We start from the raw sequence: 15608 nt of genomic DNA, 5'->3' as shown, positions 1-15608 counted from the left end.
GCGCGGACTGCAGGGCGTTCCCGCGCCGGCCTTGCTCCCTAAGGGTCAGCGGCGGCGGAAGAGTGCCGCCAGCAGGAAGGGCAAGCCGAACAGCGGGGAGCCCTCCGGCTGCTCCTCCATGGCGCGGATCTCGACCTCCTCCAGGTCGGAGAAGATCCAGCGCAGGGCGTCCGGGCTGTAGGCCAGCCCTCCGTGCAGCCGGCCGTCCCGGTAGAACGCCTCGTCGGGCAGCTCGGAGCCCATCTCCCCGGCGGCGAAACAGGTGAGGCCGAGGTGCCCGCCCGGGGCGAGCACGCGGTCGAGCAGCGCCCGGTACGTCACCCGCCGGTGCGGCGGCAGATGGTGCAGGCAACCGGAGTCGTACACCAGGTCGTACGGGCCGGGCAGGTCGGCGGTGAAGGCGTCGCCGCAGACGAAACGGACCTCGACGCCCGCCTCCGCCGCCCGCTGCTCACCCCAGGCGACTGCCGCGGGCGCGAGATCGACGGCGTCCACCTCGAAGCCGCGCGAGGCGAGGTAGACCGCGTTGCGACCCGGCCCGCAGCCGAGATCCAGCACCCGGCCGGGGCGGATCAGGCCACGCTCGACGTACGACAGCAGGTTCTCGTCCGGCTTGTCGGCGAAGAAGGGGACGGGCTTGGAGCGGTCGGCGTAGAAGCCGTCCCACCAGGCGGAGGCGTTCTCCGTCCACCGGTCGGCGTCGGCCGCGAACAGCCGGTCGAGCAGCGCCATGACATCGTCCATGCTACGAACGGTCCGCTCCACAAACCCCCCAAACAGCCACTTTCCCAACCTGTCGATCTTACCCGTCAACCCCCGTCACCGCAGCTCACCACCGGTTCTCGAACGCCTCCGCACTCTCCGGCCCCAGAACCTTCCGCCCCACGCCTACCGGGGGACGACGACGCCTCCGTCCCCCGATTCCAGGTGAGCATCGGGCGCGTCAATGGCGGCGCGCACGATGCGATCGACGCGCCGCGGGACACCGCGCTCCCGCAAGGGTGGGGTCAGGTTTCGCGTTGGGGGATGTAGTCCTGTTCCGCGAGGCCGAAGGTCCAGGCGACGCCCTGGCGGGCCCGCTGCACCCATGGCGGCACGCGCAGGAAGTACGTGCGGCGGGTGCCGTCGGGCTCCGGCGTGGAGTTGACGACCTCCACCATCACCACCGGCTCGTCGCCCGGCAGTTCGATGCGCCACAGCGTGCCCGTCTCGTCGGACTGCGTCGGCTCGGCCCCGGACTCCGCCAGGTAGCGGTCGACGCCGAAGTGCTCCAGCATGACGCGGCGCAGCTCGGCGTTCTCCTCCTGCCTGATGCGTGCGGGCGTCAGGCGGCCCATGACGGCCCCGAAGCCGGCCGGGACCGGCATGCCGTGCCAGGCGTGCAGGGCGAACCCGTCGGCGTAGCGCAGAGCCGGACCTTCCGCCCGGTGCAACCGGTCCAGCTCGTCGAGGTGCAGCTCGACGGGGCGCGCGGTGACGACCGCGACCCGCTCGTACGGCCACCACCACCCGGCGGCCTGCGCGACGTCCGCGAGCCCTCGCAGCCCAGCCTCACCGGGGGGTGGGGCGTCCTGCGTTTGGACCGTGCCGCCGGGCTCCTGAGTGCCGGGAGAGCTCGGCGGGCCGAGGGGGACGAAGGCGGCGAGCCATGGGGCGTCGTGCTGGCCCAGGACCGCGTCGAGGGTCACGCGGCGCAACGCCTCTCCCCCGACGTCGGCCATCGCCCCGCGGATGTCGGCCACCAGGCGCTGGACCTGCTGCCAGATCGGCCCCGCCGTCGAGGCCCACACGGCTGCCCAGCCGGTCGGGCCCAGCTCGGCGTGGGCGGCCGCCCTGGCACGCTCCCATGGCAGCGTACGGACCTGGTGACGCACCGACCGCCCGGCGTGACCGGGGCGGAGCCCCGCCGCCCGCAGCCGCCGCACGACCGCCCGCGCCTCCTCCACGACCCCCTCGCCCAGCGACCCGTCACCAGCCGAGCCATCCTGCGAAAGACCGCCATCAGACCCGCGGACGACAGCACCACCCTCCACCCGACCGCCGCCCGCGCTGATCTCGGGGCGGCTGGCGGCTGCGGGTTCGTCGGCTTCGGCGGGTTTGTCCGCCGAAGCCAGGTCGGGCGTCTTCAGCAGGCCCGACGCCTCCAGGGCCGGGCGGGCGTCGTGGTCTCCGGTGAGCCAGGCGGCGACCAGGGCTCCGGCGGCGGGCGACGGCAGCGTGACGACGTGCTCGGGCTCCGGAAGGCCCGCCTCGCGGTACGCCCGGCGAACCGCCTGCGCAGGATCGGCGCCCGCACCGGTGGCGAGGGCCACGTCGCGCCAGGTGATGACGCCCATCAGTCGGCCACCATCCGGGTCGAGCCGGGAACGTACTCACGCTGCCGGACCACGCGGTACCAGCCCTTGGGAAGGGAGATCGCGTCGTGCTCCTCGTGGACGAGCCTGCCGCCCTCGGGCAGGTGCAGGAAACCGCCCGCCAGGGTGCCGGGGCCGGGGATGGCGTGGCAGTGGCCGGTGGCCTCACCGTACGCCAGCACCAGCCTGCCGCGGGCGTCGCGCGCCTGGGGCTTCATCCCGCGCGGGACGGACTCCTCGGGCACGGGCACGATCAGGACGTCGCCCTGTCGGTACATCGACCAACCTCCATCGGTCAGGGGATGGTCGAAAGCTAGCGACCCTCTACGACACTTTCCGTCCCCCGAAGTCGTCAGCCCACGAGCCGACCACCCGCCCCGAAGGCCGGAGGACTCCGGGCGGGCCGAGCCCCGAGACCAGGCGCCGCTCCACCCCGGACCTCCACCACCAGACCAACCATCCGTTGCAAGGCCGGGATGGTCGTGAGCCCGGTGGTCGTGAGGCTGGTCGAGCCCTATGACCGCGAGCCCGGTGGTTGTGAGCCCGTGGTCTGCGGCCGGCGGTGAGGGGCCTGCGATGAGGAGCGTGCGATGAGCGGCCGGTGGCGGTGGTGAGGGGCCAGTGGGTGGCCCCGTGTGGCCAAGGTGGTGAAGGGCGCCCGGTGCGCCCGGTGTGGTGAAGGGCCCTGTGTTGAGGGGCCGGTGGGGAGGGGGCGGTGGGGAGGGGGCGTTTCGGGGTCAGCGGTGGCGGGCGCGGGAGGCGGCCGCGTGGGCGCGGTTGGCGCAGCGGGTGGAGCAGAACTGGCGGCGTCCAGGACGGCTGCGGTCGATGAAGGCGTCGCGGCAGGGCCGGGCGGCGCACAGGCGGAGGCGGTCCCAGTCCCCCGCGGCGGCCACGTCGAGGAGTTCGGTGACGGCGCGTACGGCCAGCCGCAGGGCCAGGTCCGCGCCGTCGGGCGGGGCCGGGCGCAGGCGCGGGACGCCGCCCTCCGTCTCGACCAGGGCGCGTACCGGCAGATCGGACGCCCAGCGCGCGAGGGCGGCGGCCCGCCCGCCCGGGTCGGCGACGGCCAGCACGTCGCGCAACCGCCCCCGCACCTCCCGCACCGCCACCAGGTCGCCCTCCGTGAGAGCCATGTCCCCGGCCTCCACGGCCGCCGCCTCCCGCGCACCCTCCAGGAGAGCCCGGTCCCGGACGTCCACGGGTGCCGCCTCCCACGCATCCTCCAGGGGAGCCGGGTCCCGGACGTCCACAGGTGCCGCCTCCCGCGCGTCCTCCAGGGGAGCCCGGTCCCCGGCCTCCACGGCCGTCGCCTTCCGCGCACCCTCCGTGAGAGTGCCGGTCTCGGGGCTTCTCTCCGGCTCCCGGAGGGCGGCGGGTCGGCAGGCGAGTTCCTGGCAGAAGCGGTGGAGGGACGCGACGTCCGGGAGGCGTTCCGGGTCGTCGAGGTACTCGTCCCAGGTGTTGACCAGGTCGATGGCCACGAGGCCCGTCTCGGCGTACTGGCGCATCCGCGAACCCCTCTGCTAGCGTCACGAGTATGAACACTATAACACCTGACAGACGCCTGGCCGTCCTGGACGCGCCCTCCAACCTCGGCCTGCGCCCGCCCGCGCCCGACGTCGTCCCCGGCTGCTACAAGCTGCCGTGGGCGTTGCGCGACGCGGGCCTGCTGGAACGGCTCGGCGCCGACGACGCGGGCGCGGTCGTCCCACCCCGGTACGTCGCCACCTGGAGTCCCGGCGACGGCGTGCGCAACGGCGCCGCCATCGCCTCCTACACCCGCGCGCTGGCGGACCGCGTGGCGGCGGTCAGGGACTCGGGACGCTTCCCCGTGCTGCTCGGCGGCGACTGCTCGATCGCGCTCGGCCCGGCGCTGGCCCTGCGGAGGACCGGCCGGTACGGCATGGCCTACCTCGACGCGCACACCGACTTCCGCCACCTCGGCAACTCGCCGCACGTCGGTTCGGCCGCCGGGGAGGACGTGGCGCTCATGACCGGCCGGGGCGACGACCACCTGGTGGACATCGACGGCCTGCGCCCCTACGTCAGGGACGAGGACGTGGTCCTGCTCGGCGTCCGCGACGAGGACGACGTCAAGGACGCCGTCGGCAGCGGCCTGGCCTGCCAGCCCGGCACGGACCTCTCGGTGGAGGCGGCCGCGAAGGTGCTGGTGCGCGACGACCTGGACGGCTTCTGGATCCACGTGGACGCCGACGTCCTCGACCCTTCGGTGCTGCCCGCCGTGGACTCCCCCACGCCGGGCGGCCTCGACGCGGGCGGGCTCACCGAGGTGCTGCGCGGCCTGCTGGCGCTGCCCGGCGCGGCCGGGCTGGAGGTGACCATCCTCGACCCCGACCTGGACGAGGACGGCAGCCAGGCGGCCCTGCTCGCCGGCATCCTGGTGGACGCCCTCACCTGACGAGGACGGCCGGAGGACGACCCCTGCCGGATGCCCGCGAAGGCTCATCCCGCCCAGCCGTACGCGGACGGTGCCGAGCGTCGTGCGGCGGCTCAGGACGCGTCGATGAAGCGCGCCCCCGGCCCCGGCGTGCGGCAGACGTCCTCGGGGGCGAGGTGGCCATGCCCCGCGCCGCACTCGAGGACGACCCTGACCGGCTCGTCGCACGGGCTCCCGTCGTCGCGGGGCCGGTGCCGGACGATGACCGACGGGCCCTGCGGGTCGGCGAGGTACGTGTCGCCCCATTCCAGGAGCGCCACGAGCGTGGGCCGCAACGCCTGGCCCTGCGGGGTGAGCTCGTAGGCGAACCGCTGCCGATCGCCGGGCTCCTGGTAGGGCACGCGGCGCATCACCCCCGCGGCCACCAAGGTGTCGAGCCGGGCCGCCAGGAGGTTTCTGGCGATCCCGAGGCGGGCCTGAAACTCTCCGAACCGGCTCGCGCCGTCCAGCGCCTCGCGGACGATCAGCAGCGACCAGCGTTCCCCCACCACCGAGAGAGCGCGCGCCACCGAGCAGTTCACCGGGTCGATCCGCCGCGTCTCCATGGGGTGAGTATACGCATCTGGGTTTACAAACTGAACTTAGCCCACCTAGACTCCCCACCTGAGTTGAAAAAGTAAACTCAGAAAGGGAACCAACCGTGCCCATGCTCGACGTGTACATTCCCGAAGGCGCGCTCCAGCCCGACGCGGAGAGGGCGCTGCTGAACCGCATCACCGAGATCCTCATCCGCAACGAGGGATTCGACCCCGCCGACCCGGTGACCCGTTCCGTCTCGTGGCTCTGGCTGCACCGACCGGCCGGCGTCTACGTCGGCGGAGAGCCGGCGGAAGCGCCTCACTACAAGGTCGTCCCGTCCGTCCCGGAGGGCCAGCTCGACGAGCAGAAGCGCGCGAACGTCGTCGCCGAGGTCACCGAGGCGATCCTCGACGCCGAGAACGGCGCCTGGCCGCGCGACGCCGGCCGGATCTGGGTGTTCCCCACCGAGATCCCCGAGGGCCACTGGGGCGGCCAGGGCCGGATCAGGCCGCTCGCGGCGATCCTCGCCCGGCTCGGCGGTGGCGACACCGACCGGGCCCGTACGTTCGCGCGGGAGCGGATCGCCGCCAGCCGGGCCGAGCACTCCCGCCTGCCCTGATCGAGCGAGGGCGGCGAAGCCGCACGACGCAGGACCAGGAGCTGAAAGACGAGCCCGAGAACGAGGTGGCGAGCCGATCGGCTCCCGGTCCGCGCCTCGCCGCACCCCGCACAGGTACGGACGGCACGACGAGCGTCCGCCTGACTGAACATCATCACCGGCCGAAAGGACTTTGCCAAGCAGCTGTGTGGAAGTACCGGCACTACCTGCGGCGGCTGGCGGAGCGGGGGTGTTCGGCGCCGCCAGGTCGCGGACGCTGGGGCTGATCCCCGTCGAGCGGTACGAGTACGCCGACGTCGCGCCGCTGCGCGAGGTCAGGGCGCTGCTGGGCAGGGTGCTGCGCGGCCACAAGCCCGACGCCCGCACCGTCACCCTGCTCGCCCTGGCGCACCGCAGCGGCGTGCTGGGGCACCTGTTCGACCTCGACGGCGGCAAGCGCGTCGAGGAGCTCGTCCGCGACGACTGGGCGGGACAGGCGGTGAAGACCTACGTCGACAAGACGACGACGAAGCCGGACGGCTCGGGCGACGGCATGACGCTCCTCGCGTCCGGCGGGTCATAGGATCGGTGCAGCACGGCCGAGGCCGCATCGGCCGCCGAGGAGAATCAGCTGGATTCGGCGCTGATCCCGGTCAATCCGGCACGCCTCGGCGGTGTTCCGTGCAGTCCGGTGCCCAGGTCCGCGCGGTATGGTGGCTGACCGCAGTGGAGGTGCGGTCGGGCGGATGGCACTCGCTGATCTGTGACCGCACCTCGTGTCGACGTGCGGGGCACCCACCCGCGCCAGCTGGTTGGATGCCGATGTCACCCGCCGTGGTCGGGAACGCGGGACAGCCATGAACGCTACCCGCGTAAGGGCTCGCGGCAGGGACAAGCACCCAGCAAGAGCGGTCAATCGCGGCCCTCTACGGTCGGCACGCCGCTGTAGTCGACGCCGTCGATCCGTGTGAGAACGGTGAAGCTGACCCAGCGCTCCTCGACGCGGGGAAGGTCACCGGTCACGTCCGCGCCGAGCGGGAGCGCGATCTTGGCCCCCACCACTCGATGGGACCCGGGCGGGGCGCGTTCCGCCCGGCGGGTCAGGTTCAACGGGGGCGCCGGGTTGAGGTGTCGTGCGCGGGGCATGAAGGCGCCAGTGACTGGAGGCGCCGTCAGAACCGCGTTTTGGCATCGGCAGCGGCTACGGCCCGGATCTCCTTCTCGGTCATTCCCCGCACTTTCAGTAGGTTGACGCCAGCCAGGTTCGCGCCACGCAGGTCCGCGCTGATCAGGTTTGCGAGCCTCAGGTCCGCGTTGCTCAGGTCCGCCTTATGCAGGTCCGCATCATGCAGGTCCGCGATGGTCAGGGCTGCGGCGGTTGGATTCGCGCCAGACAAGTCCGCGCCCCCAGTTGTGCCCCGCGCAGGTCTGCGTAAGGGAAACGGCTGTGGGAGAAATCTGCAGGGTCAGCGCCGTGTGCGGCGGTCAGGGCGGGAGCGATGGTCAGGGCCGCGAGTACCTGGAAGAACACCTTGGCAAGCCAAGCGGACCACCCGATGCCGCCCGGCACCACCCGGTGACCGACGGCCCCGAGTACCCACCGCCACACGGCGGTGGGTGGATCACGGGTTCAACGAAGCCCTCTCAGACCTCATCGTCCTCTGCGCCCGTTGCCGCGCCTTTGGGCGGGTGCCCTCGCTTCATCTCCTCATCGGACACAGTCCCCCCGTTCTCCCCGGTCACGGCTACTCCTCCAGGCGCTCGCAGGTCTTGCCCAGCACGTTGACCAGCCCTGGCGAGCCGGGGCGGCTCTCTGCGTCCTGGCAGAGCCAGGAAGACTCGTCCTGGATGTGGATCTCGACGTTCGCGAACTTGCCGATGGCGGGCGGCGTGCAGTCGAGGGCGTTGACCCATGGTGGATAGATATGAGGCGTAGGGCCGGACCCGGCGCAGGTGAAGGTGATGGTGGAGGCCTGGTGCGGTGTGACGGCCTGGGCGGTGGGGGCGGCGATCACGCCGAGGCCCAGGGCCGTGGCGCTCGCGGCCAGAGCAAGTGGGGTGAACAGGCGCATCGAAGGTTCCTCTCCAGAGGTCTGCTGCAACAAGCAGCACTAGATTACAGAGAGTGATTGTATCGTTACAGGGTGAACTCCTTCGGCTCCAACCGGGTCCAGGCGTGCCGCCTCGATCAAGGGATCGGAAGCAGCCTCTGAGAGAACCGGTCCTCCCCCATAGGGCGGTGCCGGCGACCACGTACAGGCGACTGGGGAGATCAGGGCAAGGGCAACCCGTCGCAGCACAGACGTGAACCCGGCCGGACTTGGAGGACAGCGATCACTGCAAGGCAAGCCTGCTCGCCCCTGTGGGGCTGCGGTCGGCCGCTGTCCCACAGGGGGTTCTCGTAGTTTCGGCCGTGAAGCCAACGAAGTTGGCCTGACCTGCACGTACAAGAAGATGATTCAGCCTGGGCCGTCTAGCCTGCTGTGAAGGAACCGCAGGTCGGAGCCAACTTCGTTGGATTCTCCGCCATTGCTACCGGGACCCCGGCCCAGGCGACCTGGTGCCGGTCACGCAGGATTGGTGGGGGCCGGAGGAGGCCGGTTGGCCGCACGTCGGCGAGTGCCGGAGCTGCGGCGAACGGGGCCACGCCTGGGAGCCGCCGCCGGTCGCGCCGGAGGTGCGCGACAACGCCTCGGCGTTCGCCCGGTGGATGCGCGAGGCGATCAGCCACCAGGCCGGGCGGGACGGGTCGGCGTTCGTCAGCCATCGCACGGAGGCGGACATGGCGCTCATGCAGTGGCACGGCCCGAAGGAGGTCATCGTCCACAGGCCGATCCTGGGGCCCGCTCACGAGCATCAGCGTGAGCGGATGCTCGTCTGCCGCGAGTGCTCCTCCTCCGTCGCGTACCCGTGCAGGACGCTGCGGATGGCCGCTGCGCCCTACCGGTTCGACTACCCCGGCCACCGAGCGGAGTGGCTGTGAGGGGCATCATCTCCTTCCTCGGCCGGGGGCGGCTGTCGGTCGCGCCGGTCACGGTGTTTTGGTGCGGCCACGAGGTCGAGATGGTGCCCGACTGGCTGCTGTCGTTCCGGCAAGTCCAGGTGGTGCGGGCCCGCCGCGGCGCCGAGGCCGCAGGCATCATCTGCGTCTACTGGGCAACCTGTGGCTCGCCGTCCGGCGCGGCCAGATAGCCGGCGGGGCCGGCGGGGCCGGCGGGTCAGCGGCTCAACCTGGGGTGCCACCGGAAGACGGCTGGCAAGGGCCGCCGAGCGGCAGGGACTTCCCGGACGCAGGTTTTCAGACGGCGTTCGCGCAGGTGGGCTCGCCGTCCGAGAACGTGTACGTTTCTGGACACCGGCTTGTTGGAGCCGCAACGCCTCAGCTCAGGAGCTTGGCGGCCCGAATCTGCCGTATTCCGGTGGCACCCGCAGGAGGTCCTGCCGGAGCTGGTCGACCTCGGGGCGCCGTGGGAGTCGATCGAGGTTGAGGTTTCAGTGCCCGCGCGGCGGATTCAGCCCGCCGTCGCACTGCGGTGACGCTAGCGGGACTTGTCGTTCGGATGCTCGTCATGCTCGGTGGCGCCGAGCAGGGCGTGCAGGCTGCGCTCGCCTTGGCTGACCGCGGCGTTCAGGGCTTCCGACTGGGCTGCGGGGAGGCCGCCGGCGCCGAACCCCGAAGCGGCGAGCACACCCGCAAGTTCCTGTCCCTGCTGCAGCGTCATACGGGAGCGCATCCCCTGGTGGCTGAGGACGTCCCGGGCAGCGCAGGCGTCGGAGCAGGCCACGGCGAGGACAGAGGCCCGCAGGTCGGAGTCGTGCGTGGTAGGCCGGTCGGCGGTCAAGTCGAGCGCGGCCAGGCCGAGCCGAACCCGGAACGCCGCGGTCGTCGGCTCGGGATCGGCGATCAGCGCGAGGACATCGCGTACCACATGGTCGAGTTCCTTCTGCGACGGCGTCGAGATCGTAGACCTGCAGTAGACGCGCAAGATGGCGGCGACGGCGTGCTCCCAGGGCTCTGCGAAGACGCTGGAGTCGATCATGCCGGCGGCCTGCCGGGGAAGGTCCTGTTCCATCAGCGACATGATCGTGAGCTGGCGGCCGTCGAGGAGCCGCTGACCGACGCCGCGGTGCGCGGCCATGGATTCGGCCGCCTCGGTCCAGGTGTCAGGCGTTCAGGACGGCATCGTGTACGCCGAGGTGGCGGCCTCGCCCCAGCCGTTGACGGCGATGATCGAGGTCCCGGGCCCCGCCGCCGGGTACGGCGCCCACGCGGACTCCAGCCTGCCCCGGCCGTACCACTCCTGCTCGGCCACCACGTCCGGGCGTCCGGGGGCGAGGAAGCGGAGCGTGCCGCCGCGCAGGTTGTAGCCCTCGACGAGGACGCCCGCGTGCCCGTCCATGTCCTTCCTGACGGCGTTGACGATGATGGGCTGCCGCCACCCGCTCGCGATGTCGTCGCTGAGCGAGGGGGCGTCGGGCCTGGCCTGGCAGGTGAAGAACGGTTCCCACCCGTACGAGATGATCTTCGCGGCGTACCCGCCCGCGGCCATGATCTGCTGGTCGAGGCGGTGCTTGGTGGTGCGCCCGCGCAGCGGCGGAGGGTCGACCCGGCCGCACTCGCCGTCGACCTGGGTGGGCTCGAACGCCTCCACGTTCACCCACAGCTCCACCCCGGCCGGCACGCGCCGCGCCGCCGCCCGCATGTAGTCGGCCGTGGGGCCGTAGTACGCCTGGTCGTTGGCCACGTCCCCCACCACGGGCGCCAGCCGGGGCGCCACCCGTTCCGACGCCTCGCCGGCGGCGTGCACCGGCACCTTGCCGGTGCCCCGACCGTCCTGCACGGCGATCGCCATCGGCGCGCCGGCCCGCGTGGCGGCGATGTCGGCGACGCCCTGCTCGGTCAGCGCGGGCGGGTACCCGCGTCCCCTGCGCGCGTCGATGTACGGGCTGACCACGATCTTCCTGCCGGGCAGCGCCGACGCGACCACGGCGTGCTGGGCGGCGTACAGGGCGATGATCGGGTCGCCGGGCGCGCGGTCGCGCGCCGCCAGCTCGAACGACTGGTAGACCCCTCCGAACGCCGCCGACCCGCCGAACCTGCGCGCGTAGTCGCCGAGCACCAGCCGGGTGAAGGCGGCGAGCGCCGCCGTGTGCTCCGGGTCGGGCTCCCAGGGCTTGCCGCGCAGCTGCGGCGCGGCGGGCAGCCCGGGGTAGACGGTCATCCCGTACGCCTGCGCCTCGGTCACGAGGTTGCCCAGCCCGTCGCCGTCGGTGGAGACCAGCACGATGTCCTGGACCTGGTCGCCGCACGCCCCGAGGCCCACCCGGTAGTAGACGCGCCCGCCGCTGTCGATCCTGCGGTCGGTGCCGGGGCAGCGCAGCAGCCCTTCGCCGAACTCCTCGCTGGTCTCGTACGCGTAGACCCGCCTGACCACCTTGCCGGGAACCTGCGCGCACGGCCTGCCGTCGGCCTCGCACGCGTCGAACGCCGGCCCCGGACGGGTCTCGAACCTCGGCCCGAACGTGATCAGGGTGTCGCCGCCGACGGCGTGGATCGACTCCACCATGCGACGGGTGACGCAGGGGTCGGCGCGGGCCGGGACCCAGTAGCCGGTGATGGGGTACCGGGCCAGGACCCGGGTGTCCCTCGCCGGGCACCCCTCGACCGAGGAGGCGACGGGCACGACGACGAACGCCGCCGCGACGACCACGGCCACCACCCACAGGATCCGGTGCACGCATCCCCCTTCCGTCTCAGCCTACGCATCTGATCGCTACCCCGCGGGGCGCGGGAGAGGCGGGGATGCCGGGGGCGGGTGTCACGCGAAGGTGCGGCGCGGGGTCCCGCCGATGGGGGATGTGGCCGGGCGGGCGCGGGACGAGCCTGGACGCATGATCCTGAGAACGTGCGTCCCGCTCACCGCGGGCCTGCTCACGCTCGCGACGGCGGCGGTGACCGCCTGCGGCCCGCCCGCCCCGAAGTCTCCCGCGGCCACCTCCAAGACCACCACCTCCAAGACCCCGACCTCCAACACCACCATCACCGAGGCGGCCACCTTCAAGGCCGCCTCGGCCGGGATCAGCTTCAAGGGCGACGCCCCGGGGCCCGCCCGCGTCGCGTGGGCGGCCTGCCCGTCGTACACGGACGAGGTGCTGCGGGCGCGAGGCGTGCCCGCCGAGCGCCTCGCCGACTTCCGCGCGCAGCTGGAACGCCTGGAGTGCGGCACGGTGACGGCCCCCCGCGACTACACGCGCCCCGAGGGCGGGCAGATCACCGTCGCGGTGACCCGGCTGCGGGCCACCGACCGGGCGCGCCGGCTGGGCGCCGTCGCGGTCAACCCGGGCGGGCCCGGCGGCAGCGGATACCTCATGCCCGTCGAGCTCGTCATGGGCGGGACGAGGCTCAACGACAGGTACGACCTCATCGGCTTCGACCCGCGCGGCGTCGGATACAGCACCAGGGCGAACTGTCCGGGCGGGCAGGACCCGCGCCCGCCCTCGGGGACGCTCTCGGAGGAGCAGGCGCGCAGGATCGGCGACGCCGTGGCCGAGCGGAACCGCGCCTGCTCCGCCTCCGACCCGGCCTTCCTCGGGCAGTTGACGACGGCCAACGTCGCCCGCGACCTCGACCGGGTGCGCGAGGCGCTGGGCGAGCGGAGGATCGGCTTCTTCGGGGTGTCGTGGGGCACCTGGCTGGGGACGGTGTACCGCAGCCTGTTCCCCGGCAGCGTCCACCGGATGTGGCTGGACAGCGTCGCGCTGCCCGCGCCCAGGATGGACGTCTTCGAGGAGGTGAGGGCCAGGGCGACCGCGCGGGACTTCGACCGGATGGCGGCGTGGATCGCGCGGAGGGACGCGACGTACGGGTTCGGCGGCACCAAGGAGCAGGTGAAGGCGGCGCTGGCCGCGCTCAGGCGGTCGTACGACGAGCATCCGGTGACGTTCACGGACCTGCCCATGCCGGTGGACGGCGCGTTCGTCGCGCAGGGGGCGGCGCAGGCGTCCCCTGCCTGGCCCGATGCCGCGCAGGTCTTCAAGGAGCTGCGGGACGCCTCAGGAGGGGGCGCCGCCCCGCCCACCGTGAAGAAGGTGGCGGGCGGCGAGCCGCGGCAGGAGCCTCCGGGCACGCCTGAGCGGTCCAACCCGGTCGCGCAGCGGGCGCTGTTCTGCAACGAGGACGCGGGCGACCGCTCGTTCGCCTCGGCGTGGGACGCCTACCGCCGCCGCCTGGCCCGCTGGCCGGTGACCGGGCGGTCGAGCCTGTTCTTCCCGCCGTGCGCGGGCTGGACGCTGCCGGTGCGGACGACGGAGCTGCGGCGCGGCGGCGGCTCGCTGATGCTGTCGGGCCACCTGCACGAGGGTCCCTCGCCGTACGAGTGGACGCTCGACACGCGGGCGGCGGTGGGCGGCACCGTGGTCACCGTGGACGACGACGTGCACGGGTCGGCCCTGCACGTTCCGGGGTGCGCGGAGAAGTTGGCGGCGTACTTCGAGACCGGCAGGCGGACGCGCGCCTGCCCGGGGGTGCCGCTGCCCGAGTAGGAGGCGGGACGGCGGCGGGGGGCCGCGTCAGTACGACTGGAGCTCGATCAGGTTGCCTTCGGGATCGCGCAGGTGGGCGGCGCGCAGGGTGGGCCCCCACTCGGGGCGGTCCGTCGGGGGGACGACCACGCGGGCGCCGTGACGGGCCAGGCGGGCCGTCGCGGCGTCCACGTCGTCCACCTTGAACACCAGCATGGAGGAGTCCTGGGCGGCGGCCGACTCGGGCAGGTGCGCGGTGCCGACGGTCTCGGCGACCGCGCTCCTGCCGTACAGGACGAGGCCGGCCTCGCCGTTGACGTCCCAGTTGGCGTACTGGGCGGCGGGCAGGACCTTGACGGGTTCCACGCCGAGCAGGTCGCGCAGCGCGGCCCGGTAGAACGCCACGCCGGCCGGGAAGTCGCGGAACAGCAGGCGGGGGTAGAGGGCGTCCATCGGGGCCTCCGGAAAACAGTGGGTGAGTACCAATGATTGGCATCACCCTACTATTGATGGCATGACGCTGCCGCCGACCCTGCTCGGGTCCACCACCTTCGTCCTCCACAAGGTGGGGGTGGCCAACCGGCGCGCCTTCGCCGAGCGGCTGTCGGCGCGGACCGGACTGGGGCTGTGGGCGTTCGCCGTGCTGGCCACGCTCGCCGACTTCGGCCCCGCGGCCCAGCGGGAGGTGGGCGACCGGCTCGGGCTCGACCCGAGCGACATGGTCCGCCTCATGGACGGGCTGATGGACGAAGGGCTCGCCCGCCGCGAACGCGACCCGGCCGACCGGCGGCGCTACCGCCTCACCCTCTCCGAGGCGGGACGGGAGGCGCTGGGGCGGGCCCGCGAGACGCTGGCGGAGACGGAGCGCGAGACCCTGGCCGCGCTGACCCCGGACGAGCGCGCCCACCTCCACACCCTCGTCACGCGCCTGCTCACCCGCTGACACCAGACCAGCCCCCACGTCAGCGGCGGTCCAGGCCGGAGAGCTGCCAGGCCAGGCGGCGGCGGACCGCGGGCACGCGCCCCGCCAGCCCCAGCACGAGGTTGCGCAGCGGGCGGCGGCGCACGCCCATCGTGGCGAGCCGCGTCAGCCGCCCCGCCAGCCCGACCACCTTCCCTGCGACCGGCCGCCGGGCCGCGGCGTAGTCGTCCAGCAGCGCGGACGGCTCCCCGTCCAGCACGCGGGCCAGCGCCTCGCCGAGCATGACCGCGTCCTCGATGCCGAGGTTCATCCCCTGGCCTCCGGCGGGCGAGTGGACGTGGGCGGCGTCGCCCGCGAGCAGGACGCGTCCCGCCCGGTACGTGTCGGCGATGCGGTGGTGGACCCGGAACCGCGAGCCCCACACCACCTCCTGCACCACGGCGGGCTCCGCCTCCGGGCCGCGCGCGTCGAGCAGCGCCTGCAGGAACGCGGCGTCGGGCTCCCGCGGGGCCTCGTCCACGGTCGCGACGATCCTGTGCAGGCCGCCGGGCAGCGGCGCGACGACCACGAGGCCGTCGGGCGAGAAGTACAGGACGACCTCGCCCTTCGGCACTCCCCCGCCGAGCCGCACGTCGGCCAGGATGAACGACTCGGCGTACGTGCCGCCGGCGAAGCCGATCCCGACCTGCTCGCGCACGGTGCTGTGCAGGCCGTCGGCCCCGACCACGTACGCGGCGCGCAGCGTGGCGCCGTCGGCGAACTCGGCCGTGACGCCGTCGGCGTCCTGCCGCAGCCCGGTCAGGGTGGCCGGGCGCAGCACCTCGCCGCCCAGCTCGGTCAGCCTCGCCAGCAGGAACGCCTCGGTGTCGGCCTGGGAGAGCATCAGCGTGTACGGGTAGCGGGTGGGCAGCCCGCCGAACGGCACCGGCACGAGGACCCTGTCGCGGTCGCGCACGGTGAAGACGGGGGTGTGCACGCCGTGCCGGTCGAGGGCCTCGGCCACGCCGTACGGTTCGAGCAGCTCGAGGGTGCGCGGGTGGACGACGGCCGCCCTGGAGGTGTTGGCCCCTTCGGCCTGCGCGTCCACGATCGTCACGCGGTGCCCGCGCTGGGTCAGGACGATCGCGGCGGTGAGCCCGACGGGTCCGGCGCCGATGATGAGCACGTCCGTGCTGTTCATGTCTCCTCCTCGGATCGGTAGGTCAACAAGTGTTGGCCAACAACCGTTGACTC

Annotated in this window: 19 protein-coding genes; 7 read left to right on the top strand and 12 right to left on the bottom strand. The window is 73.0% G+C overall.

The genetic code is table 11. The annotated features are described in order from the left end of the window. Positions 1-45 precede the first annotated feature (45 nt). The 4 genes from BMX74_RS34205 to BMX74_RS46375 form a co-directional block, all read right to left on the bottom strand. Positions 46-744 (bottom strand): SAM-dependent methyltransferase, encoded by a 699-nt coding sequence (locus BMX74_RS34205; RefSeq protein ID WP_256257437.1) that lies wholly within the window; start codon positions 742-744, stop codon positions 46-48. Between the two features lie 263 nt (positions 745-1007). Beyond that, positions 1008-2336: a DUF6745 domain-containing protein gene (locus BMX74_RS44480; protein WP_177227618.1), complete on the bottom strand. Its 1329-nt coding sequence runs from the start codon at positions 2334-2336 to the stop codon at positions 1008-1010. After that, positions 2336-2632, bottom strand: a complete 297-nt coding sequence (locus BMX74_RS34195) for a hypothetical protein (protein WP_091104691.1) — start codon at positions 2630-2632, stop codon at positions 2336-2338. The genes BMX74_RS44480 and BMX74_RS34195 overlap by 1 nt, the downstream gene beginning before the upstream one ends. 459 nt (positions 2633-3091) lie before the next feature. Beyond that, positions 3092-3865 (bottom strand): CGNR zinc finger domain-containing protein, encoded by a 774-nt coding sequence (locus BMX74_RS46375; protein WP_218154135.1) that lies wholly within the window; start codon positions 3863-3865, stop codon positions 3092-3094. A 29-nt stretch (positions 3866-3894) separates the two neighbouring features. On the opposite strand from BMX74_RS46375, the gene BMX74_RS34185 reads away from it, so the two are divergent. Then, the gene (locus tag BMX74_RS34185) at positions 3895-4776 is read left to right on the top strand and encodes an arginase family protein (protein WP_091104690.1); all 882 of its coding nucleotides are present in this window, start codon (positions 3895-3897) and stop codon (positions 4774-4776) included. 92 nt (positions 4777-4868) lie between these two features. On the opposite strand, the gene BMX74_RS34180 is transcribed toward BMX74_RS34185, so the two are convergent. Continuing rightward, the gene (locus BMX74_RS34180) at positions 4869-5360 is read right to left on the bottom strand and encodes a winged helix-turn-helix transcriptional regulator (RefSeq protein WP_055506849.1); all 492 of its coding nucleotides are present in this window, start codon (positions 5358-5360) and stop codon (positions 4869-4871) included. Positions 5361-5455: 95 nt separating this feature from the next. Between BMX74_RS34180 and BMX74_RS34175 the strand changes: the two genes are divergently transcribed. Then, positions 5456-5953 carry a tautomerase family protein gene (locus tag BMX74_RS34175; protein ID WP_143078864.1) on the top strand — a complete coding sequence of 166 codons (498 nt, stop codon included), beginning with the start codon at positions 5456-5458 and terminating at the stop codon, positions 5951-5953. 229 nt (positions 5954-6182) lie between these two features. Further along, positions 6183-6515, top strand: a complete 333-nt coding sequence (locus BMX74_RS34170; RefSeq protein WP_177227617.1) for a GPP34 family phosphoprotein — start codon at positions 6183-6185, stop codon at positions 6513-6515. Between the two features lie 329 nt (positions 6516-6844). Here BMX74_RS34170 and BMX74_RS44475 read toward each other — a convergent pair whose 3' ends face one another. The 3 genes from BMX74_RS44475 to BMX74_RS34160 all read right to left on the bottom strand — a co-directional run bounded on the left by BMX74_RS44475 (position 6845) and on the right by BMX74_RS34160 (position 8004). Beyond that, complete coding sequence (locus BMX74_RS44475) at positions 6845-6991, bottom strand: hypothetical protein (RefSeq protein ID WP_177227616.1); 147 nt, start codon at positions 6989-6991, stop codon at positions 6845-6847. A 113-nt stretch (positions 6992-7104) separates the two neighbouring features. Further along, the gene (locus BMX74_RS34165) at positions 7105-7329 is read right to left on the bottom strand and encodes a pentapeptide repeat-containing protein (protein ID WP_091104685.1); all 225 of its coding nucleotides are present in this window, start codon (positions 7327-7329) and stop codon (positions 7105-7107) included. A 348-nt stretch (positions 7330-7677) separates the two neighbouring features. Then, positions 7678-8004 carry a hypothetical protein gene (locus BMX74_RS34160; protein ID WP_091104683.1) on the bottom strand — a complete coding sequence of 109 codons (327 nt, stop codon included), beginning with the start codon at positions 8002-8004 and terminating at the stop codon, positions 7678-7680. A gap of 488 nt (positions 8005-8492) precedes the next feature. On the opposite strand from BMX74_RS34160, the gene BMX74_RS34155 reads away from it, so the two are divergent. Both BMX74_RS34155 and BMX74_RS34150 read left to right on the top strand, forming a co-directional pair. Continuing rightward, on the top strand, positions 8493-8915 hold the full coding sequence (locus BMX74_RS34155) for a hypothetical protein (RefSeq protein ID WP_091104682.1): 423 nt from the start codon (positions 8493-8495) through the stop codon (positions 8913-8915). Next, positions 8912-9124, top strand: coding sequence for a hypothetical protein (locus BMX74_RS34150; protein WP_091104680.1), 213 nt, complete (start codon positions 8912-8914; stop codon positions 9122-9124). The genes BMX74_RS34155 and BMX74_RS34150 overlap by 4 nt, the downstream gene beginning before the upstream one ends. A 347-nt stretch (positions 9125-9471) precedes the next feature. Here BMX74_RS34150 and BMX74_RS34145 read toward each other — a convergent pair whose 3' ends face one another. Both BMX74_RS34145 and BMX74_RS34140 read right to left on the bottom strand, forming a co-directional pair. After that, positions 9472-10071, bottom strand: a complete 600-nt coding sequence (locus BMX74_RS34145; RefSeq protein WP_091104679.1) for a hypothetical protein — start codon at positions 10069-10071, stop codon at positions 9472-9474. A gap of 33 nt (positions 10072-10104) precedes the next feature. Continuing rightward, a complete protein-coding gene (locus BMX74_RS34140; RefSeq protein ID WP_091104677.1) occupies positions 10105-11670 on the bottom strand; it encodes a DUF4434 domain-containing protein in 1566 nt (521 codons plus the stop codon). Positions 11671-11824: 154 nt separating this feature from the next. On the opposite strand from BMX74_RS34140, the gene BMX74_RS34135 reads away from it, so the two are divergent. Further along, positions 11825-13474 (top strand): alpha/beta fold hydrolase, encoded by a 1650-nt coding sequence (locus BMX74_RS34135; RefSeq protein WP_256257436.1) that lies wholly within the window; start codon positions 11825-11827, stop codon positions 13472-13474. 27 nt (positions 13475-13501) lie between these two features. Here BMX74_RS34135 and BMX74_RS34130 read toward each other — a convergent pair whose 3' ends face one another. After that, positions 13502-13906, bottom strand: coding sequence for a VOC family protein (locus BMX74_RS34130; RefSeq protein ID WP_091104675.1), 405 nt, complete (start codon positions 13904-13906; stop codon positions 13502-13504). Positions 13907-13967: 61 nt separating this feature from the next. On the opposite strand from BMX74_RS34130, the gene BMX74_RS34125 reads away from it, so the two are divergent. Next, a complete protein-coding gene (locus BMX74_RS34125) occupies positions 13968-14396 on the top strand; it encodes a MarR family winged helix-turn-helix transcriptional regulator (RefSeq protein ID WP_091104674.1) in 429 nt (142 codons plus the stop codon). 19 nt (positions 14397-14415) lie between these two features. Here the strand turns inward: BMX74_RS34125 and BMX74_RS34120 are convergent, their stop codons facing one another. Next, complete coding sequence (locus BMX74_RS34120; protein WP_091104672.1) at positions 14416-15555, bottom strand: FAD-dependent oxidoreductase; 1140 nt, start codon at positions 15553-15555, stop codon at positions 14416-14418. Positions 15556-15608 lie beyond the last annotated feature (53 nt).

This window comes from Nonomuraea pusilla, assembly GCF_900109355.1.
GTDB classification, from domain to species: Bacteria; Actinomycetota; Actinomycetes; order Streptosporangiales; family Streptosporangiaceae; genus Nonomuraea; species Nonomuraea pusilla.
This window is presented reverse-complemented; position numbering and strand designations above follow the sequence as displayed.